Origin of the sequence: Paenibacillus sp. FSL H8-0260, from assembly GCF_045040625.1 — a bacterium.
Taxonomy (GTDB): domain Bacteria; phylum Bacillota; class Bacilli; order Paenibacillales; family Paenibacillaceae; genus Paenibacillus_AQ; species Paenibacillus_AQ odorifer.
On sequence record NZ_CP150298.1, the window covers coordinates 5,247,461 to 5,268,806 of the forward strand.

Annotated in this window: 21 protein-coding genes; 4 read left to right on the top strand and 17 right to left on the bottom strand. The window is 43.3% G+C overall.

The window, feature by feature from the left end:
* Window positions 1-2 precede the first annotated feature (2 nt).
* From MHI51_RS23400 to MHI51_RS23435, 8 genes are all read right to left on the bottom strand, one after another.
* Window positions 3-923 (bottom strand): ABC transporter ATP-binding protein, encoded by a 921-nt coding sequence (locus MHI51_RS23400; protein WP_036683682.1) that lies wholly within the window; start codon window positions 921-923, stop codon window positions 3-5.
* On the bottom strand, window positions 920-1,915 hold the full coding sequence (locus tag MHI51_RS23405; protein ID WP_036683686.1) for an ABC transporter ATP-binding protein: 996 nt from the start codon (window positions 1,913-1,915) through the stop codon (window positions 920-922). Before MHI51_RS23405 ends, MHI51_RS23400 begins: the two co-directional genes overlap by 4 nt.
* Before the next feature lie 11 nt (window positions 1,916-1,926).
* Entirely contained in the window at window positions 1,927-2,862 is a 936-nt protein-coding gene (locus tag MHI51_RS23410; RefSeq protein WP_036683689.1) for an ABC transporter permease, read from the bottom strand.
* A gap of 3 nt (window positions 2,863-2,865) precedes the next feature.
* Complete coding sequence (locus tag MHI51_RS23415; protein WP_036683691.1) at window positions 2,866-3,798, bottom strand: ABC transporter permease; 933 nt, start codon at window positions 3,796-3,798, stop codon at window positions 2,866-2,868.
* Between the two features lie 221 nt (window positions 3,799-4,019).
* The gene (locus MHI51_RS23420; RefSeq protein ID WP_076129042.1) at window positions 4,020-5,729 is read right to left on the bottom strand and encodes a peptide ABC transporter substrate-binding protein; all 1,710 of its coding nucleotides are present in this window, start codon (window positions 5,727-5,729) and stop codon (window positions 4,020-4,022) included.
* Window positions 5,730-5,879: 150 nt separating this feature from the next.
* Window positions 5,880-6,266 (bottom strand): DUF3397 domain-containing protein, encoded by a 387-nt coding sequence (locus MHI51_RS23425; protein WP_036683696.1) that lies wholly within the window; start codon window positions 6,264-6,266, stop codon window positions 5,880-5,882.
* Window positions 6,267-6,287: 21 nt separating this feature from the next.
* Window positions 6,288-7,250 (bottom strand): ketopantoate reductase family protein, encoded by a 963-nt coding sequence (locus MHI51_RS23430; protein WP_076276752.1) that lies wholly within the window; start codon window positions 7,248-7,250, stop codon window positions 6,288-6,290.
* 107 nt (window positions 7,251-7,357) lie between these two features.
* Window positions 7,358-8,008, bottom strand: coding sequence for an RsfA family transcriptional regulator (locus MHI51_RS23435; RefSeq protein WP_036683702.1), 651 nt, complete (start codon window positions 8,006-8,008; stop codon window positions 7,358-7,360).
* Window positions 8,009-8,353: 345 nt separating this feature from the next.
* On the opposite strand from MHI51_RS23435, the gene MHI51_RS23440 reads away from it, so the two are divergent.
* Together MHI51_RS23440 and MHI51_RS23445 are read left to right on the top strand one after the other, a co-directional pair.
* A complete protein-coding gene (locus MHI51_RS23440) occupies window positions 8,354-8,590 on the top strand; it encodes a DUF2626 family protein (protein ID WP_036683705.1) in 237 nt (78 codons plus the stop codon).
* 140 nt (window positions 8,591-8,730) lie between these two features.
* A complete protein-coding gene (locus MHI51_RS23445; protein WP_256718988.1) occupies window positions 8,731-9,858 on the top strand; it encodes a hypothetical protein in 1,128 nt (375 codons plus the stop codon).
* Here the strand turns inward: MHI51_RS23445 and MHI51_RS23450 are convergent.
* Both MHI51_RS23450 and MHI51_RS23455 read right to left on the bottom strand, forming a co-directional pair.
* The gene (locus MHI51_RS23450; protein WP_076217857.1) at window positions 9,850-11,076 is read right to left on the bottom strand and encodes an extracellular solute-binding protein; all 1,227 of its coding nucleotides are present in this window, start codon (window positions 11,074-11,076) and stop codon (window positions 9,850-9,852) included. The genes MHI51_RS23445 and MHI51_RS23450 overlap by 9 nt on opposite strands.
* 380 nt (window positions 11,077-11,456) lie before the next feature.
* On the bottom strand, window positions 11,457-12,788 hold the full coding sequence (locus MHI51_RS23455; RefSeq protein WP_036683710.1) for a PhoH family protein: 1,332 nt from the start codon (window positions 12,786-12,788) through the stop codon (window positions 11,457-11,459).
* Between the two features lie 107 nt (window positions 12,789-12,895).
* Here MHI51_RS23455 and MHI51_RS23460 point away from each other — a divergent pair, with 107 nt between their 5' ends.
* A complete protein-coding gene (locus MHI51_RS23460) occupies window positions 12,896-13,471 on the top strand; it encodes a YhcN/YlaJ family sporulation lipoprotein (protein WP_076129034.1) in 576 nt (191 codons plus the stop codon).
* Window positions 13,472-13,526: 55 nt separating this feature from the next.
* Here MHI51_RS23460 and MHI51_RS23465 read toward each other — a convergent pair whose 3' ends face one another.
* The 6 genes from MHI51_RS23465 to MHI51_RS23490 all read right to left on the bottom strand — a co-directional run bounded on the left by MHI51_RS23465 (window position 13,527) and on the right by MHI51_RS23490 (window position 19,125).
* Window positions 13,527-13,979 carry a pyridoxamine 5'-phosphate oxidase family protein gene (locus MHI51_RS23465; RefSeq protein WP_076129033.1) on the bottom strand — a complete coding sequence of 151 codons (453 nt, stop codon included), beginning with the start codon at window positions 13,977-13,979 and terminating at the stop codon, window positions 13,527-13,529.
* A gap of 101 nt (window positions 13,980-14,080) precedes the next feature.
* A complete protein-coding gene (locus tag MHI51_RS23470) occupies window positions 14,081-15,181 on the bottom strand; it encodes an LCP family protein (protein WP_076129031.1) in 1,101 nt (366 codons plus the stop codon).
* Window positions 15,182-15,263: 82 nt separating this feature from the next.
* Window positions 15,264-15,560 (bottom strand): YlaH-like family protein, encoded by a 297-nt coding sequence (locus tag MHI51_RS23475; protein WP_076179286.1) that lies wholly within the window; start codon window positions 15,558-15,560, stop codon window positions 15,264-15,266.
* Window positions 15,561-15,689: 129 nt separating this feature from the next.
* Complete coding sequence (gene typA / locus MHI51_RS23480; protein WP_076129029.1) at window positions 15,690-17,531, bottom strand: translational GTPase TypA; 1,842 nt, start codon at window positions 17,529-17,531, stop codon at window positions 15,690-15,692.
* Between the two features lie 204 nt (window positions 17,532-17,735).
* On the bottom strand, window positions 17,736-18,245 hold the full coding sequence (locus MHI51_RS23485) for a hypothetical protein (RefSeq protein ID WP_076129027.1): 510 nt from the start codon (window positions 18,243-18,245) through the stop codon (window positions 17,736-17,738).
* Between the two features lie 220 nt (window positions 18,246-18,465).
* Window positions 18,466-19,125, bottom strand: a complete 660-nt coding sequence (locus tag MHI51_RS23490; RefSeq protein WP_076136549.1) for a TerC family protein — start codon at window positions 19,123-19,125, stop codon at window positions 18,466-18,468.
* 171 nt (window positions 19,126-19,296) lie between these two features.
* Between MHI51_RS23490 and MHI51_RS23495 the strand changes: the two genes are divergently transcribed.
* Window positions 19,297-19,989: a TerC family protein gene (locus MHI51_RS23495; RefSeq protein WP_076276751.1), complete on the top strand. Its 693-nt coding sequence runs from the start codon at window positions 19,297-19,299 to the stop codon at window positions 19,987-19,989.
* Window positions 19,990-20,056: 67 nt separating this feature from the next.
* Here MHI51_RS23495 and thiI read toward each other — a convergent pair whose 3' ends face one another.
* The gene (gene thiI / locus MHI51_RS23500; RefSeq protein WP_081387486.1) at window positions 20,057-21,343 is read right to left on the bottom strand and encodes a tRNA uracil 4-sulfurtransferase ThiI; all 1,287 of its coding nucleotides are present in this window, start codon (window positions 21,341-21,343) and stop codon (window positions 20,057-20,059) included.
* Window positions 21,344-21,346: the final 3 nt, after the last annotated feature.

A 21,346-nucleotide genomic window follows, 5' to 3' on the forward strand; every position in this document is an offset into this window, starting at 1 on the left:
AATTATGCGAATTTTTTGCTGACAAAGTGGCCTTTAGATACTTCTACTAATTCAAAGTCACTGTCATTGGTCTTATCGTTAGCAGAATAAATAGGGCTGCCAAGCTCATCATGCAAGTGAATACGTTTTTTGTTGACTTCAATTTCCGGGTCCGGAACTGGAATAGCCGACAATAGGGATTTAGTATAAGGGTGGATAGGATTTGCATACAGCTCTTCACTTTCCGCCAACTCAACCATTTTACCCAAGTACATAACTGCTACGCGATCACTGATATGTTTAACCATGGACAGATCATGCGCGATGAAAAGATAAGTCAATCCAAGACGATCTTGCAATTCTTTAAGCAAGTTAACGACCTGAGCTTGAATGGATACGTCAAGTGCGGAAATCGGCTCATCACAAACGATGAACTTAGGATTAACCGCTAACGAACGGGCAATCCCGATACGTTGACGTTGTCCACCGGAGAATTCATGCGGATAACGGGTTGCATGGTCATGGTTAAGACCAACCATATCCAGCAGTTCTTCAATCCGTTTCTTACGTTCTGCACGGCTGCCAGCCATTCCGTGAATGTCCAGTGCCTCGCCGATGATATCAGAAACCGTAAACCGCGGGTTAAGCGATGCGTACGGATCTTGGAAAATCATTTGCATGTCACGGCGCATAGCCTTCATTTGATTTCCAGGCAATTTATAAATGTCTGTACCATTATATTTCACACTTCCAGCAGTTGGCTCATACAAGCGAAGAATCGTACGTCCAGCAGTAGTCTTACCACAACCGGACTCACCTACCATCCCAAGTGTCTCGCCCTCACGGATCGTGAAGTTAATATTATCAACAGCCTTAAGAACCTTACCTTTACCTACATTAAAATATTTCTTAAGACCTTCTACCTCTATTAGGTTCTTACTCAAGAGTACTGCACCTCCTTGGCCATCGAATGCAGATTCCAGCAACGCGCCATATGCGTTTCGCTGAATTCTGTGGCGCCGGGATCGATTTGTTCGCACACATGCATCGCTTCATTACAACGAGCAGTGAACGGACAGCCGATCGGCGGCTTGATCAGATCTGGCGGTGTGCCGATGATCGGAATAAGCGGCTCGCCTTTCTTTTGGTCCAGACGCGGCATTGAGCGCAGCAGACCTTTGGTGTATGGATGTTGTGGATTTTTAAAGATTTCCCATCTTGTTCCGGTCTCCACAACCTCACCTGCATACATTACAATCACCCGATCACACATGCCAGCAACTACGCCCAGATCATGTGTAATCAGAATAATGGAGGTACCTAGTTTTTGCTGCATCTCTCTCATAACTTCCATGATCTGCGCCTGAATGGTTACATCTAGAGCTGTTGTAGGCTCATCTGCTATCAGCAAAGCCGGACGGCAAGCTAACGCGATTGCGATCATTACACGCTGGCGCATACCGCCTGAGAATTCGTGGGGATATTGGTTAAAGCGAGCCTCCGCATTTTTAATGCCTACTAATTTCAACATCTCCATACCTTGCTTTTTCGCTTCGGCCGCTGACATTTTCTGATGTTTAATCAAAACTTCAGTGATCTGTTTGCCCACTTTGATGGTTGGGTTCAGAGAAGTCATCGGGTCTTGAAAAATCATGCCAATATCTTTACCGCGAATAGATTCCATTTCTTTCATGCTTTTGTCTAGCAGATTCTGTCCTTGAAAAATAATCTCTCCCTTTTTCACTTTAGAAGGTGGGGAAGGGATCAAACGCATAATCGATTGAGCAGTTACACTCTTACCGCTGCCGGACTCGCCGACGATGGCAACCGTTTCGCCTTTGCCAATTTCAAAATTCATACCACGGACAGCTTGTACTTCTCCGCCCTTAACAAAAAAGGAAATATGCAAATCTTTGACTTGTAAAATAGGTTCCATCCATATTCCTCCTATTTCTTCAGCTTAGGATCAAGCGCGTCACGAAGACCATCACCGAAAATGTTGAAAGAAAGCATTGTTAAGCTGATTAGGATCGCAGGGAACAAGAAGCGCCATGGATAGTACAACCAGCCGGTGAGTGAGTCATTGATCATCGATCCAAGTGAAGCAACAGGAGCTTGTACACCAAGACCCAAGAAGCTTAGGAAGGCCTCAGCAAAGATAGCATTTGGTACAGACAGTGTAATGGTTACGATAATCGGACCAACCGCATTCGGCAGAAGGTGCTTGAACAACAGTCTCGCAGAACCAGCACCCATGGAACGGGACGCCAATACGAATTCACGATTCTTGAGCTGCATAATTTCTCCACGCACAATCCACGACATCGTAATCCAGCCTGTAATGGTTAGAGCTAGGATGATTGTTCCAAGACTTGGCTCAAGAACGACCAAGAGCAAGATTACAACCAGCAAATAAGGAATAGAATACAAAATTTCAGAGAATTTATTCATAATATTATCTACACGGCCGCCGAAGAAGCCCATAATGCCTCCGTAGATAACACCGATGAACAAGTCGATGGCTGCCGCAGCAAGACCAACGATCAAGGAAATCCGTGCACCGTACCAAGTACGCACAAAGATATCACGACCAAGATCATCCGTTCCAAACCAGTGATCGGAGGAAGGGGGCTTATTGGTGCTCATCAAATCATTAGAATAATAGTTATATTTCGAGATAAAAGGTGCAAAAATCGCTGCAAGTACAATCAAACCCAGGATACCGAGCGCAGTCATCGCCATTTTATTTTGACGCAACCGTTGCCAAGAGTCTTTCCAAGCAGAGAGACTCTCACGCTGGATAACTTCGGCTTCTTTTTCATCTACACCGACTTTTTGAAAATCTTCCGGTTTTAGATTTAGCAAGTTATTTTCAGTAGCCACTATTTAGCCCTCCTTTCCTCCACTTAATTTCATACGTGGGTCAATTAATACATAAGCAATATCCGTAATAAAGCGGGCAACCATGAGTAATACACCATAGAAAATGGTTATCCCCATAATAACGGTATAGTCACGGACACCAATCGCTTCCACGAACTGTTTACCAATACCCCCAACACCAAAGATCTGCTCGATAACAACCGAACCAGTTACGATGTTAGCTGTCATTGGACCCATATAAGTAACAACAGGTAGAATTCCGTTACGAAGTACATGGCGGCTCAGAATAGCCATCCAGCTCAATCCCTTTGCTTTAGCCGTTTTGATATAATCCGCATTCAAAACTTCAAGCATACTTGAACGGGTCAAGCGGGCGATAAAGGCGATCGGCTGTGCCGAGAGCGCGGCCACGGGTAAGAAATAATAGATTGGCCCTTTAAAACCTGAAACCGGTACCCAACCCAGTTTGAAAGCAAATACATACTGCAGTAATGACGCGACTACAAAGCTCGGAACCGCAATCCCCAGAACTGCCAGCACCATAGCTGCGCTGTCAATAAACTTTCTGTGATAGAGTGCCGCCAACATGCCGAGAAATACTCCGACAATAACCGCCACAACGATTGCGACGAGTCCCAGCTTCAGCGACGCTGAAAAGGTTTGACTGATCAAATGTGATACATCTTGATTTAGGCGTTTCATTGAGACACCTAGGTCACCTTGGATAATATCACCTAAATACTTAAAATACTGATGAGAGAGCGGCTTGTCCAGACCATATTGTTCCATCAGACGTGCTTTAATTTCTGGCGGTACCTTCTTTTCAGAAGTAAACGGATCCCCCGGAATAGCTTTCATCAAGAAAAAGGTAGCTGAAATCAATACAAATAGAGAAACCAACATATAGAAAAACTTATTTGCGACATAACGAACCATCCCCATCACACCTCCTCCGACAATTTTTGATACACATAATAATGATTTTATGAAAAAAACGGATTTTTGTCTATTTTCTATATATGTTATTAATAACATTAATTAACAAATAGACAGGAATACAAAAAAAAGGGATATATATGGAATTCCACATATATATCCCGAAGTATTCTGCAACTTCAGTCAACTAACTATTCTGTTGTAATTACTAAAGCAATATCTTAGTGCTCAAGCAAGTATCCGCGAGTCAAGTCAATTGCACCACTAAAGTCAAGAGTAACACCTTTAAGGTACTCTTTAGTCAGGGAGTTGTTAGTGTAGTAGTACAAAGGAATCAGAACCATATCTTGCTCAATGAGCAATTTCTCAGCTGCAGCAAACTTTTCTTGACGTACTGCCAAGTCAGTGCTTGTTTTAGCTTCGCTGATCAATTTGTCATACTCAGGGTTAGCGTAACCAGTATCATTGTTACCGCCACCTGTTACCCACATATCAAGGAAAGTCATTGGATCATTGTAATCCGCAGTCCAACCAGCACGAGCAACTTGGTAGTTCAGGTTTTGACGGTTTTCAATAAATACAGCCCACTCTTGGTTAACGGTTTGTACGTCGATACCAAGATTGTTTTTCCACATATCAGCAATCGCCAAAGCGATTTTCTTGTGACCTTCACTTGTGTTGTAAGTCAGGGAGAATGTAGGCAGTTTATCCATACCTTCTTCTTTCAGACCTTCAGCAAGCAATGTTTTAGCTTGTTCTAGATCTTCAGTGAAGTAGCTATCTTTAACTGCTGTACGGTATTCACCATCAGCACCAGCGATACCAGGAGGTACATAACCGTAGGCTGGGAATTGTCCACCTTGTACTACATTGTCAATCAAAGCTTGACGGTTAATGGACATTGCAAGAGCCTTACGGATTTTAGCGTTTGTGAAAGGTTTTTCAGTGATATTGAATTCGTAGTAGTATACGGAAGCAATACCTTTACGGCTGAATTCGTTAGGAAGTTCTTTTTGCACGATTGGAATTTGTTCTGATGGAATTTCACCAGTTGGTCCACCGGCACGATCGTATTCACCGTTCTTGTAGCTGAGCAGCTCAGTTGCACCGCTGTTTACAAGGGAGAAGTCGATTTTGTTAAGTTTAATGGAATCTTTATCCCAATATTTATCGTTTTTAGTTACAACAAGTGTTTGACCTGTAGTCCACTCAGTAAGAGTGAAAGCACCGTTAACGATCATAGTATCTTTGCTTGTTGCCCATTTAGGATTACTCTCAATGGATTTGTGTACAGGGTAATAAGTGTAGAAGGAAAGCAATCCAAGGAAGTAAGGAGTTGGGGCTTCAAGAGTAACTTCAAGAGTTTTCTCATCAACCGCTTTGACACCTACTTGACTGAAATCGGTAATTTCCTTGTTGTAGAACTTTTGAGCATTTTTGATGTAGTACAATTGATAAGCGTAAGGTGCAGCGGATGCAGCAGCAGGATCGAGCACGCGTTTCCAAGCGCGAACGAAGTCTTCTGTTGTTACAGGATCGCCATTACTCCATTGTGAATCACGGAGTTTGAAAGTATATACCAGACCGTCAGCGGAAACTTCCCAGCTTTCAGCAACACCTGGTTCAGCTTGACCAGATTCAGCATTCATGCGAGTCAGACCTTCGTACATTGTTGTCAGGACAGTGTGAGCTTGGCTATCTTGAGCCAATCCTGGGTCAAATGTTGGAGGCTCAGAACTAAGGTTAATTCTCAATGTTTGGTCAGCAGCCAATTTTTCTTCTGTAGCTGCATTACCAGTTGCCGTGTTACCAGTGTTAGCATTGTTACCTTTATTGCCGCTGTTTGCATTGTTTCCGCCGCAGCCAGCAAGCACTGTGCCGATAACAAGTACTAATGCAATCATTAGCAATAGACTTTTACTCTTCTTCATCTAGCAGTTCCCCCTAAATAGAATGTGGTATATGGTTTATGATTATACAACCAGTGGTCAAAAAAATCTAGTGCAATGTTTTCAGAAAATATTTTTTTTTTAAAACTTTAAACTTTTGTGACGTTGACGCTTCACCGAAGCAGTGGAACGTTACATCGCTTGTGATATGTAGGTAATTAGCCCAACAAACATAAATAATAAATATCCTACGCTCATAAAAAAGAACGAAAGTCTCCAAACTGCCCGAAATAACCGCTTTCCATCTACCTTTCCTTTCATCCGATTTTGAGCTCCGCCAATCAGTCCAGCGGATATTAATACAATAATTAGTATAAGGTAAAACCCAAAACCGGAATTAAAGATGTTGTTAAACAATGCGGAGACCGACAATAATAAAAAAAATGTGGTCACGTCCATTGCGAGCATAAAAGTTTTCTTTTTATCTTTTTTTAAGCCTTTTCCAATGAAAAAAACAATCAAAAACGGCACAATCGGAATAACGCTTAAAGTAATAACCGAATCCATCAGCAGTCCCATAGCTTCACCTCTCCCCAGAGATCATACCCCAATACCTTCTACTAATTGGCAGAGCCAGCGATTTAATGGTGCCGACACTCCAGATCGTTCTGCCATTTCTACAAGACTTCCATTGATCCAACGAATTTCTGTGGTTCTTGAAGCAAGTACATCTGCCAGCATAGATGAAATATTGCCAGACGTTAACCGGCACACCTGAAGGATGTTATCCCAAGCATCCTTATCATAAGTAATTTCACAGAAATCATACACCATTGTTACTTCTTCAAAAACTTCCTTCATTAATTGGAGGCGTTGCTCTGAAGACAGCAGCTCCCCATTTGGAATACGCCAAATCGCCGTGAGTGGATTAATAACGGCATTGATCAAGAGCTTCCGGTAAATCATGGTATCCACTTCATTCGACAAAAAGGCTGCGAATCCTGCCATTATGAGAACTTCTATTAAATTATTCGCTGTTAAATCATTATGTATGCTATGAGCTTGTCCATCCCCTAAGCTCCATTTTCCTATCCACACCTCCCCTGCTCCTGCATGAATGACCTCAGTTAATGATTTGCGCTTCGCAGCCTCCGTAGTCACAGCTACATATAAATTGGCGTTTGGCAACAAGCCTCCTAACATCTCCATATGTCCTGTTCCATTCTGAAAACAAATCATATGTACTTGCTCTTCCTTAAGTAGGGATAGAAATTCAGGAAAATCATTATGTAGAGTATTCTGTTTAACCGTCACCACGATCCAATCACTCGGCTCTTCTAGATAAGCACCTGCGAACTCCCCTATTGGCGCGGATACAAACTGATCTTCCGAAATTGTTATCGGCTCGCGTTCATCCTCGTAGGTAACCGTTAAGCCATCACGCCCTAATCGTTGGCATTGTTCTATCCCTCGGCACCATAGCCTCACATCATTCCCGGCTTGGATCAGTCTCCCTGCCAGCAGCAGCCCGAGTGAACCTGCACCAATTATATCAATTTTCATATAACCCTCCTGCTGATCTTAAGCACAATTTTTCTAAGTATACCAAAAACCCCGCAAGTGGTGCTTAAAAAGCAGACCACTTGCGGGATTGTTAGTTAACCTATCGTTTATTCAATGCGTTCTAAATTTCCGTTACCATCCATTTTGAAACGAGTCTTCATTTCTTCTTCTTCTTCATTTAAGAAAGCAAGCCTGCGAGCACGATCCATAATCTGAATTAAAGCTTTGTAATCATCGTTGACTACCCGGTAGTCGCTTTGAGCAAGATTAACCTCTTTAGACAACCGTTCATTCTCAGATCGTAATTCTGTTAATTCATCTTCCTTCTCGCGCAGGTCTCTTTCCAGCATTTTCAGCTGACGTCCTGCTTCCTGGATCGTACCCTTCCATTGTCTTAAGAAACGAATGACCGCATCAATGGATAATGTGTTTTCACTTAATCCCTCACCGCGCCCAAATTCCTCATCGACATCACCCAGAATGAGACCAGCTACTTGCGCTCCTCTTACTGACGGCTGCTTTTTCAGGTAGCTACGCTTTTGACGTTGCCCTTTAGCAATACCGATTGCACCTTCATAACTTTTCCGAACACAACTGTTCCAGCGGAATCCGCAAGCGGCCGAAGTTCTGCCGATTTTTTCACCCACCTCTTCAAAAGCGGCAAGCTGTGTGCTGCCCTCCCGAATGTGTCGCAAAGTTACTTCTGCCAATATTAGATCATCTTCTGCACTCCAAGCGTCCTGTCTAACGGCTGTCATAAAGCCAAACCTCCTAACAACGTCATGAAATAACCATCTCCATAACCGGCAGTTCTGCCGGGTAGTGAATAGGGATAAAAGCTGCTTACTCCATTTCTATGCTTCTCATAGAGTTCATAGAATCTATTTGATACTAATTTGTATTTCCATTATCTGCGTACATCATACGCATAAAACTATAAATTCTCTTTTTTAAAGCACTAATCACTCAGGTCAATTATAAAAATCACATTTTTTGAAGATTAGTGCATTTTTTTCAATGAATTCGTTTACACATAATTATGTTGAGGGTATAATAAATCGAAGGAATATTCGTGAGATACATACTGGAAGGGGGACTCTCTCTTGGACCGCATGTTTCGGGTATTAGGTTTTTTCACATTAGCTATTGGATTGATGGCTTTCGCCGGAGGTCTAACAGAAATGGCCTTGCTTTTCTTTTTACAAACTGCATTTTTCGTAATACTTGGCTATATGAAATTTACTGAAAAAACTTATGTTCTTCTCTTCTGGGCATACATGATTCTGACTTTCACCGGATTTAGTTATTGGACGATCTTTCAAATGGGTCTTCCACTATAAATTGCAGTACTCTTTTGGAGCGGATGAGGTCCTTATCTTATAAGGATCACTTCCGTTTTTTTGTTTGTATGCTATTTTAGAAGGGTTAAACATATTATTAGTACATACATATATCATTTCAAAAAAAAGGTGGTGGTGTGGTGCGCTCCCGCAATTTACAAAGCCGCATGATTGCAACCATACTAATTTTCTTCTGCTGTACTTTGTTTCCGTTACAACCTGTGAAGTACTTGTCTGCCGATCCTAGCGGTGATTTTTTCAACTCTGCTATACCAGATAATGAAGAAACCCGTAAACTACTTGAACAGACCTTGTCTTCTGCAGAAATTGAACGTGAAATCATCAAGATTACAGCCGAACAAAAAGCGCTTGAACAAAAGGTAGAAAGCCTGAACAGACAAGCTACCCAGAAAAAAACAGCCATTGCGGACCAACAGGAACGGGCAGGTGCAGTTGTGCGTTCTTATTATATGGGGGATAGAGATAATCTTCTGGCCGCGTTTTTTTCAGCAAAAAGTATCAGCAGATTCCTGGCTCTGTTCGATTATTATGAGATTATTATTGGAAATGACCGCGATATTCTCTCACAATATGAAGAACAATATAAGGATTTGAAGGATACCCTTCAGACTGCGAAGCGAAACTCGGAAGAGCTCGCCCGATTGCGTACGGCTCTGGAGGAACAGCAAGTTCGGGTAAACGCGCTCAACAAGGATATTGAGGGTGGGATTAAAAATAGCAGCGATCCTGAAAATATGAGTACTCTACTTAAAGAATTCACATTATATTGGGAGAATATCGGCCTGCACGAGGTAAAAACTTATTTCAAGGCGTTATCCTCCGCAATGAATAACCTACCACAGTTTGTTCAGAATCGAGAGGGTGTACTGACTCGAAAAGGAATGACTTATGAGCTAAACCTGAAGGAAGAGGATCTGAATGAATTTTTGCAATCGCAGAATTCGCTGTTTAAAGACTTCGCCTTTCATTTCAATGACGGATCGATTACTGCCACTGGAAAAAGCGGAGCGCTAGCCCTTTCACTGACCGGTCACTATACCATTCAGGAAGAACCGATCAACGGCCTTATATTCCAAGTCGATCATATTGTATTTAACGGTCTTGAATTGCCTGACACAACAAGAAAAACGTTGGAAGAAGAATTTGACTTAGGCTTTTATCCAGGCAAAATAGTATCTTTCCTTCGTGCCACGGCAGTAGATAGCCAAGAGGGCGTCTTGCATGTTAAGCTTTCCATTTCATTTTAGGCCTTCTTTTAGAAATTCTTTGTAGCCTTCCGCATCTATCTGCCCCGTTAATAGTAACGATACAGCTTCAACAACCTTACTCCATCCGCCCTGTGACTCATCCTCCGGGGCGGTTTCTTCTGTCAGCAATAGCTCAACATCGAAAGGAAGCTTGTATTTAAAAGCATGCTCCGAACGATAAAGAACATCAAGCGCCGGCAAGCTACCCGTATTCTCCAACCAATCCAGCTGAGCATCCTCAGAGGTGATAAAGGTCAGCCAATTCACAGCTTCCTTTGGACTTTGAGATTGAGCTGGAAGGGCAAAAGATCGACTGTAACAGGATTCAAACCCACCCCCATTATTAGCAGTCAGGGCCGGTACAGCAGCAAGGGATGAATTTCCATGCTTCTGCCACTCGGATAACGGTAATGAAGCAACGGCGACACTACCTCCTTGGAGCATATCCCAGACATCTTTATTGTAGCGGCTGGTGAGATAAAAATAACTGCGGGCATTCTGAATCCAATTCAACACATTTTGGTTATCTGCTAACAAGCTGCTATTCATGCTCTCCATTACCGCTGACAATCCATAAGGATTGCGGGTATCCATCGCAAGTAAATATTTCCCTTGCTCTTTTAGCACATTCTGAAGCAGGATATTCCACTCTTCGAGGCTTTTGGGTAATGCATTAAAACCCAGCTCCGCCAGCCGTTGTGGGGAATAAACAAGCACGTAAGGATCTATATCTAACGGGACTCCCCAATTATATCCATTCCACTGCATCCAGGGGATCAACTGTGTTAACGGTGCACTCCCCGGAACGCTCTGATACACATCCATCGGCAATAAATATCCACGTGTGGCCCAGTCCAGAATGCTTCGTCCATCTGCCATGACTATATCCGGGCTATCCCCGATCGTTAAATCATGCTTCAATACCTCATCGGCATCCTCCATATCCACATTGCTTAAAATAACCTTTACTCCACTTTCTAAGGTATAACGGTTGCTAAGGAGCTCCAGTTCACTAAATTCTTCGCTATTTAACGATACTCTTATGTGTAAGCTATCTATAGTTCCCTCATCTCCGGAAGAGGGATGGGTCGACTGGCTTTGTGGTCTTTTCATAGGACGTGGATCGTTACTGGTACTCAATTCCATACTGGGCGACAGGCTTGTCAGCGATAGTAGTAAAATTGCAAAAAGCAGCCAATAATTTTTGCGTTTCAGCACGATTTCCCACCTTCCCTTTTGATTGGTCTCCCCTATTTTACCAAACCCTCCGGTGCTTGTCTTTAGTTTGTGAAACCGTTCTCTTTCTATTATATGGGTGAAACGCCAGAGGCATTAAAAATAGGAAGGTGATCTGACCGCCATTACAAGAAAGCTTTGGACTTCCGATCGCTGTTATCCTCAGATTTCCTGATTTAATTACCGCATCATGCGGTTAAAATCCGAGGATAAAGGCGAACGCTTCGCTTCTACAGTTCCAAACTTTCTTTCCATGGCTCTAATCACCACAACCAACTTTAAATTCCTCTGCCGTTTCCGGGCGGGCAGGAAAAAGCCGGGAGTGTTTGCTTCTCCCGGCTGAAAATAGGATTGATGAACCGTTAGAGTAGATCCGCGGCCAATTGTGCCAAGCGGGAACGCTCACCTTTTTCCAAAGTAATATGCCCGCTAATCCCTTGCTGTTTAAACTTCTCGACGATATAGCTCAGTCCGTTGCTCGCAGCATCCAGATATGGATGATCGATTTGCTCTGGATCGCCCATTAGAATGACTTTACTTCCTTCTCCCGCTCTGGAGACAATGGTCTTCACCTCATGGCGGGAAAGGTTCTGCGCCTCATCAATAATAATGAACTGCGATGGGATTGAACGGCCGCGAATATAGGTTAAGGCTTCTACCTGTATACTTCCTAACCCCATTAAGATTTTATCGATATCGCCAGCTTTTTTGGTATCGAACAGGAATTCCAGATTATCATAAATAGGCTGCATCCAGGGTCTAAGCTTCTCATCCTTCTCACCGGGCAAATACCCAATGTCTTTACCCATAGGAACGACCGGACGGGCGATAAGCAATTTTTTGTATTTATGTTCATCCTCCACTTTGAATAGTCCGGCTGCAAGCGCCAATAACGTCTTCCCTGTCCCAGCCTTACCCGTGATCGTTACGAGTGGGATTTCATCATTTAGCAGCAGCTCCAGTGCCATTCGTTGTTGAGCATTACGGGCGCTAATCCCCCAAACCGAATCATTGCCCAGATAGAGTGGCTCCAGACGTGTGGCATCACTATTCACTTTGAGAAGAGCTGATTTGCCAGTGCCAATCTCATCCTTGAGAATCACAAATTCATGAGGGTACAACGGATACGACAACGCAAGCTGTTTTACCGTCAGAGAGCGGTGACTGTAATATTCATCAATCAATGCGGGATGAACCTGCAGAGATTGGTAACCAGTGTATAGTTCATTTAAGTCTCCAGTACGATCTGACAAATAATCCTCTGGCGTAATTCCAAGTACATCCGCTTTAATACGAACCAGTACATCCTTGCTCACAAGCACAACGGGACGCGGATCGGGCTTCTCATTCTCTTCATTCAAATAATTGAGAGCAACAGCCAAAATCCGATTGTCGTTAGACACCTCACCAAACATTTCCTGTACCTTCACAAAACTGCGATGGTTAAGTTCTACCTTCAGCTTGCCTCCATGCTCCAGTTCCACACCACTATGCAAATGACCTAGTTCCCGGAGTCCATCAAGCAATCGGGATACCGTACGGGCATTCCGACCGATTTCGTCAGCATTGCGCTTCTTGGAGTCGATTTCTTCCAGCACAACAGCCGGAATAACCACCTCATGCTCCTTGAAAGAGAAAATTGAATTGGGGTCGTGCAAAAGCACGTTGGTATCTAGCACAAATATCTTGTTCATATTATCCCCTCCACAGCGCCTGGTTTGATTGATCATACATAACTCTTTCCGCCAAGGGAAAAGATATGGTACAGAAACGATTCTTTGGCTGAAAGGAGTAATCACATATGAGAAAATCAATATGTCTGTTGCTGGTACTGCTGCTACTGACAAGCTGCGGTATCGCTAATAAAAAGACATCACCCTCTCCTCAGAATAAACAATCTGCGAATGCTGTAAAGGGTACGGGGAACCATGAGGTTCGGCAATTGTCCAATGATGGTGCGACTAATCCTAAAGCCACCTCAAAAGCTGGTCAAGCCGTCAATGTTAATGGAGAAAGTGAAATTGCACTTAAGGATCATTTTGAACAGTTGGCCAAAAGAGTTCCCGGTGTAAATGGCGCACACTGTGTAGTCATGAACAAAGTTGCCATTGTTGGTCTTGATGTAGAAGGTTCTCTGGGCCGTTCACGTGTAGGAAGCATCAAATATTCTGTAGCGGAAGCCATCCGCAAAGACCCAAGAAGTGTACGGGCGCTTGTCACTGCGGATATGGATCTCTCCAGCAGATTAGCGGAAATGAGCCGCCATATCTCCAAGGGACATCCGATATCCGGATTCTCATCCGAGCTGGCCGATATTATCGGACGAATCATGCCACAGCTGCCAGAGGATACCAAGCCGCAAAAAAATGCACAGTAGAGGTTAAGAACAAAAGATGTTCTTTGAGTTCAAAAAAAGCCCAGTGATATTTTCACTAGGCTTTTTTCATGGCAGCAAATACTTGTCCGTCCAACTTCTCAGCGGCACGTCCATCATAAACTTTCGCATATCTTGGGGCGGAGTCCAGCTGCGCGCCGTAAAAAAGCGCGTTGCGGACCGCTTGAATTTCAACATCAAAACAGCACATCTTAAAAGGAACATCTTCTAGCGGGTCCTGCCTTACAGCAGCACTACCGTTAATGGCATAGACAGTTCCTTCACCAAACACAGTTATAGTTATTAATGGATTAACCTTCATATTATTCACAAGTCTTGAACGATGATCAATAGCCAAACGCACAGTACTAGGACTAACAGCATAAAGCCACGAAATAGCTGTGGATGTAGGACCGCCTGTCTCCGCATCAACTGTGTTTAGAAGAACAAAGGTTTCCGATTGCAGCATCGATAGCAAAGTTTCATTCAGCTGAGCAACGGCTTCGGACATAAGTACTGGCCCCCTATGCGACGTTAATTCATTCGATTTATTATATTATAGCACAGGCTGAAACTTGCATTCAATTTTAGCTATGGAAGATATTAAGGTCCTCAAGGCGTCTCAGCAGCTGTCGAATCAGCTCCCGTGGAAATTCCTGCAATTCGATCCTGCAAGCTTTTCTTAGCGGCCTCAAACTCCTCATCATTAATATATACATATGGACTTCGCCACGTTCCAGTAACCGGCTTGAATTCGATATTCTCTTTGGAAATCTTCCAATACGTCGCAATCATATCTTTGATTTGCGAATTTTCGATATCTGTCTTCATGTTACTGTCCACTGCATCAAGCACCTTGCCGATTTTTAATACGCCACCAAGCGATTGCATCTGATCCACCAGACTGTTCAGAACTTCGTTCTGGCGTTTGTTGCGATCAAAATCATCTGATGCGTTGGTCTTAGGCTTGCAATTGGATTTACGATACCGCACATAGTCCAGTGCATTTTTTCCATCCAGCTCTGCCGGACCCTTTTTCAGATTGATATTCGTGCCATCCACAGTGTCTGTATAACACATATTTTCACTAATATTTACTTCGACTCCCCCAAGCTCGTCCACTACATCACGGAAGCCCTGAAAATCAAGAATCGTTGTATAATCTACATCAATATCCAAATACTTACCCATCATCGTCTTCATCTCATCTTCAGCCAGTAGACCAGAGGATTTCTCCTTACCCTTGAAGCGAGCATAAAATTCATTAATTTTCGTCTTCTTATAGCCGCTTAGCTCCACATAGGTATCACGAGGAAGCGAAACAATAGTCGCTGATTTAGTCTTAGGATTAAGTGCTGCAACCATGATCACGTCAGTCAAATAAGACTCGTGTTTAGGTCTGTTATCCGTTCCCAGTATAAGCATTGTCAGTGGTTTTTCTGAAGCGGAATGCCCTGGAGCAACCGTACCCTCAACCCCTGCATTAAATACGCCATGCTCAAGCTTCCAATACAGATAACCGCCATAACCCAACACGCCGAGGATCGCAATAATTAGCAAAGTTAACAATACTCTAACTAATCTGCCAAAAAAACCTCTCTTTTTCACTTTCTTTTTCGTTTTTTTCTTAGAAGCACCCTTCACAGGCTGTTTTCTATTAGTAGGTTGTTGCCCGTTTGCTCTTGGAGGTAAACCGCTGTTTCTTGTACTCATAATAGAATAAAGTCCTTTTCATTTCATTTAGAATTAGAATTGCTACATTAATTAGACGATCCTTAAGGTACAAAAGTTGCGATTACGATCTCTTCGCTGCTGCCGCAGCCTTTCTCTTCTGTCGAGCTTCTACTATATAACGTATCCGTACCATCAGCATTAATCCGACAGCAACCAACAGACACTGGATAATCGGAAGCTTATCATGTTGGAAAATGAGGAGCATGCCAGAGCCAACCGCCATCATTATGTAGAGCATGATTTCCTTGCCAATCGATAACTTTTGATTCACACGAAAGACTTGATTATAAACAAAAGTAAGCAATATAAAGATAACAATATAAGCGACGATTGGATGCTCAGCGAACCACACCTGCATAGATAACCGCACTCCTCCCAAATTTAAGATACGTTTACATTATATCATCAGTAGGGGAATTTTTTGTTTCTTATATTAAAAAAAGCCGCCGGATGCAATAATCCGGCGGTCTTATTCATAAGCATGTGTTTACGCGTTGGCTTGTGCTGTTTTACGTTGTTTCTCTACACGTTCGCGTTCGCCTTTGTTCAGAATCTTTTTACGCAAACGAATGGATTTAGGTGTAATTTCACAATATTCATCATCGTTCAAATATTCAAGTGCGCCTTCCAAAGAGAAGGTGCGTGGTGTCTTCATTTTTACAGTATCATCTTTGCCTGAGGTACGCATGTTGGTAAGTGCTTTTTCCTTACAGATGTTAACGATAATATCGTTATCACGGGTATGCTCGCCTACGATCATACCTTCATAAATTTCTGTACCTGCATCCAAGAAGAGAATACCACGATCCTCAACACCCACGATTCCGTATTGAGTTGTTGATCCAGTCTCACTTGCTACAAGCACACCTTGATGACGTCCGCCAACTTGACCAGCAACCAGTGGAGCGTAGCTGTCAAAAGCATGGTTCATAACGCCGTAACCGCGTGTCAAAGTCAAGAAGTAAGTGTTGTAACCAATCAATCCACGTGCAGGAATCAGGAACTCCAGACGTACTTGACCCGTACCGTTGTTAATCATATTGACCATTTCGGCTTTACGAGTACCCAGACTCTCCATAACAGAGCCCATGCTCTCTTCTGGAATATCAATCATTAGACGCTCAAGCGGCTCCATTTTGACACCGTCGATTTCTTTAATGATTACTTGTGGTTTAGAAACTTGCATTTCATAACCTTCACGACGCATATTCTCGATCAGAATACCAAGGTGAAGCTCACCGCGTCCAGAAACGATAAATGCATCAGGACTATCAGTTTCTTCCACACGCAAACTCACGTCTGTTTCAAGTTCTTTAAATAGACGCTCACGTAGTTTACGGGAAGTTACCCATTTACCTTCTTTACCAGCAAAAGGACTGTTATTCACTAGGAATGTCATTTGCATGGTTGGCTCGTCAATCTTCAGAACCGGAAGTGCTTCAGGGTTTGCAGGATCAGCAATGGTCTCACCAATGTTGATGTCCTTGATTCCTGCAATAGCAACGATATCCCCTGCGCCCGCTTGCTCTGTTTCAATACGTTTCAAACCTTGGAAGCCGAACAATTTCTCGATACGTGCAGTTTTGCTCTTACCATCACGCATAATAACTGTTACAGATTGACCTTGTTTGATCACACCGCGGTTAACACGTCCAATCGCAATACGACCCAAGTATTCGTTATAATCCATCAACGTTACGAGGAATTGAAGCGGTTCTTCAACACTTTCGGTTGGAGCTGGAATATGTTCAACAATGGTTTCGTAGAGCGAAAGCATCGTTTCATCTTGTTTCTCAGGAACCATGCTTGATGTACCATTAAGAGCAGATGCATAAACAACAGGGAATTCCAATTGTTCGTCATTTGCTTCAAGTTCGATGAACAAATCGAGCACTTCATCAATAACTTCCTTAGGACGAGCAGCTGGACGGTCAATCTTGTTCACGACAACGATCGGTGTAAGTTTTTGTTCCAATGCTTTACGCAGGACGAATTTCGTTTGCGGCATGCAGCCTTCATAAGCATCAACAACCAGCAATACACCGTCAACCATTTTCATGATCCGTTCTACTTCGCCACCAAAGTCAGCATGTCCAGGTGTATCCACAATGTTGATCAAAAACTCTTTATAAGTAATTGCTGTATTTTTAGCTAGGATTGTAATTCCACGTTCCCGTTCGATATCATTAGAGTCCATAGCACGTTCTTGCAAGTGCTCATGGGCGCTGAAGATCCCCGATTGTTGAAGGAGCTGATCGACGAGTGTTGTTTTGCCATGGTCAACGTGGGCAATGATCGCAATGTTGCGAATATCTTTTCTTGAATGCATGATTTGTATCCAAATCCTCTCATTTATCAAATTAAAACTGTTAAAATTCATAGCATGTCACGGCAGTCTCACAAAAGAAGCGCCAGGCAGAAAGCCGACGCTTCAACATAACATTAATATTATAGTGAAAGTACCATGAAAAGCAAGTCTTTTTATGAAAAAACAGTTACCAATTTCCGTTTTTTTCACAAGATCCTACAGCAATTAGCTTCGATACCATCTATTCCGGCCACGTGCTCTGCCTCGACCGGTAATCAGCCAAATTCCTACAGCTATTAATACAATCCCGATCAGGTAGATCGCGCCGGTGCCCATAAGGCTGAAAATACAAAGCGCAAGGCTTAGTAAGCCTAATGTTACAGCAATTGCTGACAGGCCACCCGTCCGTCTAGGTTCATAGATGGAGTATTCATACAAGCCCACGGCAAGACCAAGCAACAGCACAGGCCATAAGTTTCTCATAAGCCCCCATCCCCAAATATTGCAGAGGCCAAACAACAAACCATACACCGTTAATATCCCGGCAGGAACCAATACCGAGGCCGAAGCACGACGGCTGAAAAATAACATGTGTAGTACTATTCCTGGAATTAAAATCACTAGAGGCCAAAGCGCGCGCCCCAAAAATCCGAAGACGCCCAGCTTACCTAATAAAATCACGATGCCAGCAGCAACAATAAAAATTCCTAGCTGTATATCTTTCTTTGAAGACATCCTTCACCCATCCCTTCAATTTCACGTCTACCTCATTTCCTCGTCACCTTATAGCCTGAAAGCGACAGGATTCTTACTCATATATTATCCGAAACATACGCAAAATGCCATCACTCCCTGTGATTAATCAGTGTCGATAAGCGCTTCTGATCACGCAAAAAAAACGGACAATTCCAATTTATGGAGATGTCCGTTTAGTATTGCCTTTTATTGCAATTTATTAACCTGCAGATGTTTTTCTGCGTTTTATTGCTCCCGTAACGACAACTAATATTCCTAAGGCAATGGGCAAATAGGAATGTGAGGAAGGGAACAAAAAGGAGAGCATCGTCCCTAATTTTGCATCCTGAAGCAACATATCCCCTGCTGTAAACGCCAATATATAAGCACCGATAAATACGAGCACTGGAAACCGGTGCAGCCAGCCTACAATAATGCCGCTTCCCCACACTACTATCGGAATGCTAAGGGCAATCCCGATGACAATTAAAGCCAAATCTCCTTTAGCTACTCCTGCAATGGCTAGTACATTATCCAGGCTCATAATGAAGTCTGCTACAAGAATCGTCCGGATTGCTTTCCAGACTGAGGATGATTCCCTTACTCTGAGATCCTCCTCTTCCTCCAAAAGCAGCTTGAACGCTATCCATAGCAGCAGCATTCCCCCTCCAGCCTGAATATAAGGGATTTTTAATAGCAATACCGCAACAAAAGTAAGCAAACACCGCAGAACAACTGCGCCTGCTGAGCCCCACCATACTGCAGTCTTTCGGTGCTTCGCCGAAAGATCCTTGCTGGCCATTGCGATAACCATTGCATTATCTCCGCTCAGCACCAGATTAATCATCAATATTTCACCAAGGAGCAATAATGAATCCATTCGCACTTACCTCCCCGAGTCACATGTAACTACTTGTATGTTCGGAAATGACAAGCTATGCTTCCTGTCCAACTTTTTTTGAGCGTGAACGCATGTTGGCTCCTTTTTTTGCGTATACAAAACTAAGCATATTTTGAAGCTCAATCTAACAAACTTGGGAGTGACTTCGCTTTGAATACATCCATTTGGGAGTTTATATTATCGCTGCTCAACATTATTTTTCTAGATCTTATTTTGGCGGGAGATAATGCCATTGTGATCGGTCTTGCGGCGCGTAATTTACCGTCAGACACGCAAAAGAAGGCTATCGTATTTGGAACAGCAGGTGCTGTAGTGTTGCGGATCTTCGCAACGATTCTGGTCGTATGGCTCTTGAAAATCCCCTGGTTACTGCTTGCCGGAGGGATTTTACTCATTCTGATTGCCTATAAGCTGTTAACCAGTGAGAACACATCAACAGATATCAAGGCAGGTCAAAGCTTGTGGTCCGCTGTAGGGACAATCATTTTAGCTGATGCTGCCATGGGCCTTGATAATGTGATCGCCATTGCCGGAGCTGCCAAGCATAATATCTCACTGGTTATCATAGGACTGCTGATCAGTGTTCCCATCGTTGTGTGGGGAAGTACCCTTTTTATTAAATTAATCAACAAATATCCATGGATCATTTATATTGGTTCTGCTGTCTTAGGTTTTACTGCTTCAAGTATGATTACGGATGAACATCAGCTTGTGCCATTTTTTGATCATCATCCGCTGCTCAAATATCTGTTTATAATCGTGATCATTATAGGTATCTTGGCAGCGGGACATTGGAAACGCCAATCAAAACCAGAAGAGCCTCAGGAGGGCACAATCGTCTAAACCACAAAAAAACTGCCTCAGAACGTAGATTTCATTACGCTTCAAGGCAGTTTTTTGGTTTATTACTTTAGAACCATTCTTCCTGTAAACCAGCCTCGACACTTACAACATCACTAGGCTTCTCATCTCCATAGGGAGTGATTAACACGGTCTCTGTGGCTTCAATCGCCGCTTCCAGAAGTTCAGAATATCCCGGAAGCGTAGCCTCTATCTTATCCACAATCCGTAAATTCGGATTTGTTGTAGGTGATTTTGGAACAAATAAAGTACAGCAATCCTCATAAGGAAGGATAGACAAATCATAGGTACCGATGTTCTTCGACAGGTCCACGATATCACTTTTGTCCATCATTACCAGCGGACGCAGAAGGGGGAGGGTTGTCGCCCGGCCAATCACGTTCATGCTTGGCAAGGTCTGGCTAGCGACTTGTCCCAGACTATCCCCGGTTACAATCGCCAATGCACCTTCCCGCTCAGCAAGCTGGGTAGTAATTCTCAGCATTGCCCGCCGCATCAGTGTAATAATCAGATTATCCTGGCCGATGCCGGTAAAGGAAGTCTGCACTTCAGTAAAGGGTACCAGATGCAGCTTGATTACACCCGCATAACGTGACAATACCCGCGCAAGATCCACAACTTTTTGTCTAGCAAGCTCGCTTGTATAAGGATAACTGTAGAAGTGCACGCACTCCACTTCAAGTCCGCGCCGCATGGATGACCAGCCTGCTACGGGACTATCAATGCCACCGGACAGCAATAACATCGCTTTTCCGTTAGTGCCTAATGGAAATCCACCTACACCGGCAATATTTTCACAGAAAATATAAGTATGTCCCTGACGAATTTCGACCCTCAGCTCTAATTCAGGCGATTTAACGTCTACGGTGAGGCCAGGATATCCTTGCAATAGTGGTGTCGCGATCAGTTTATTCATCTCAATGGAGCCGTAAGGGAACTCTTTCCATACCCGCCGAGCATTAACCTTAAATCTGGTGCCCTGAGCAGGCGCGATTATCTCCAAAAATTGACGGCTGACCGCTACAATATCCTCAAGCTCTGACTTAGAAACCTTCACTGGACTAACTGAAGCAATGCCAAATACATTCTTCAGTGCTTGTACCAATTCAATCGCAGATTCCCCGTTCAATTCCACGTAAATTCTTCCGAATTCCTTGCTCAGAACTACGTTTGGATAAGGCTTAATCAATTCCTTCACATGACGCAGTACGGTTTTTTCAAATCGGGTACGATTTTTGCCCTTTAAAGTAAACTCTCCAAAACGCAGGAGCAGCATATCAGCGTATTCTATACTATGGGCTCTGCCTTCTGCAGATTCCTTATTCATCATGCTCATTTG

Excerpts from the sequence above, each read along its gene's own strand:
- MHI51_RS23415 (WP_036683691.1), bottom strand. The coding sequence starts at position 3,798 with ATGGTTCGTTATGTCGCAAATAAGTTTTTCTATATGTTGGTTTCTCTA.
- MHI51_RS23455 (WP_036683710.1), bottom strand. The coding sequence starts at position 12,788 with ATGAACAAGATATTTGTGCTAGATACCAACGTGCTTTTGCACGACCCC.
- MHI51_RS23420 (WP_076129042.1), bottom strand. The coding sequence starts at position 5,729 with ATGAAGAAGAGTAAAAGTCTATTGCTAATGATTGCATTAGTACTTGTT.
- MHI51_RS23490 (WP_076136549.1), bottom strand. The coding sequence starts at position 19,125 with ATGGATTCATTATTGCTCCTTGGTGAAATATTGATGATTAATCTGGTG.
- MHI51_RS23470 (WP_076129031.1), bottom strand. The coding sequence starts at position 15,181 with ATGAGTACAAGAAACAGCGGTTTACCTCCAAGAGCAAACGGGCAACAA.
- MHI51_RS23430 (WP_076276752.1), bottom strand. The coding sequence starts at position 7,250 with ATGAAAATTGATATAATTGGTGCAGGTTCACTCGGGCTGCTGCTGGCA.
- thiI (WP_081387486.1), bottom strand. The coding sequence starts at position 21,343 with ATGAGCATGATGAATAAGGAATCTGCAGAAGGCAGAGCCCATAGTATA.
- MHI51_RS23485 (WP_076129027.1), bottom strand. The coding sequence starts at position 18,245 with ATGTCTTCAAAGAAAGATATACAGCTAGGAATTTTTATTGTTGCTGCT.
- MHI51_RS23460 (WP_076129034.1), top strand. The coding sequence starts at position 12,896 with ATGAGAAAATCAATATGTCTGTTGCTGGTACTGCTGCTACTGACAAGC.
- MHI51_RS23405 (WP_036683686.1), bottom strand. The coding sequence starts at position 1,915 with ATGGAACCTATTTTACAAGTCAAAGATTTGCATATTTCCTTTTTTGTT.
- MHI51_RS23435 (WP_036683702.1), bottom strand. The coding sequence starts at position 8,008 with ATGACAGCCGTTAGACAGGACGCTTGGAGTGCAGAAGATGATCTAATA.
- MHI51_RS23475 (WP_076179286.1), bottom strand. The coding sequence starts at position 15,560 with ATGCAGGTGTGGTTCGCTGAGCATCCAATCGTCGCTTATATTGTTATC.
- MHI51_RS23465 (WP_076129033.1), bottom strand. The coding sequence starts at position 13,979 with ATGTCCGAAGCCGTTGCTCAGCTGAATGAAACTTTGCTATCGATGCTG.
- MHI51_RS23425 (WP_036683696.1), bottom strand. The coding sequence starts at position 6,266 with ATGGGACTGCTGATGGATTCGGTTATTACTTTAAGCGTTATTCCGATT.
- typA (WP_076129029.1), bottom strand. The coding sequence starts at position 17,531 with ATGCATTCAAGAAAAGATATTCGCAACATTGCGATCATTGCCCACGTT.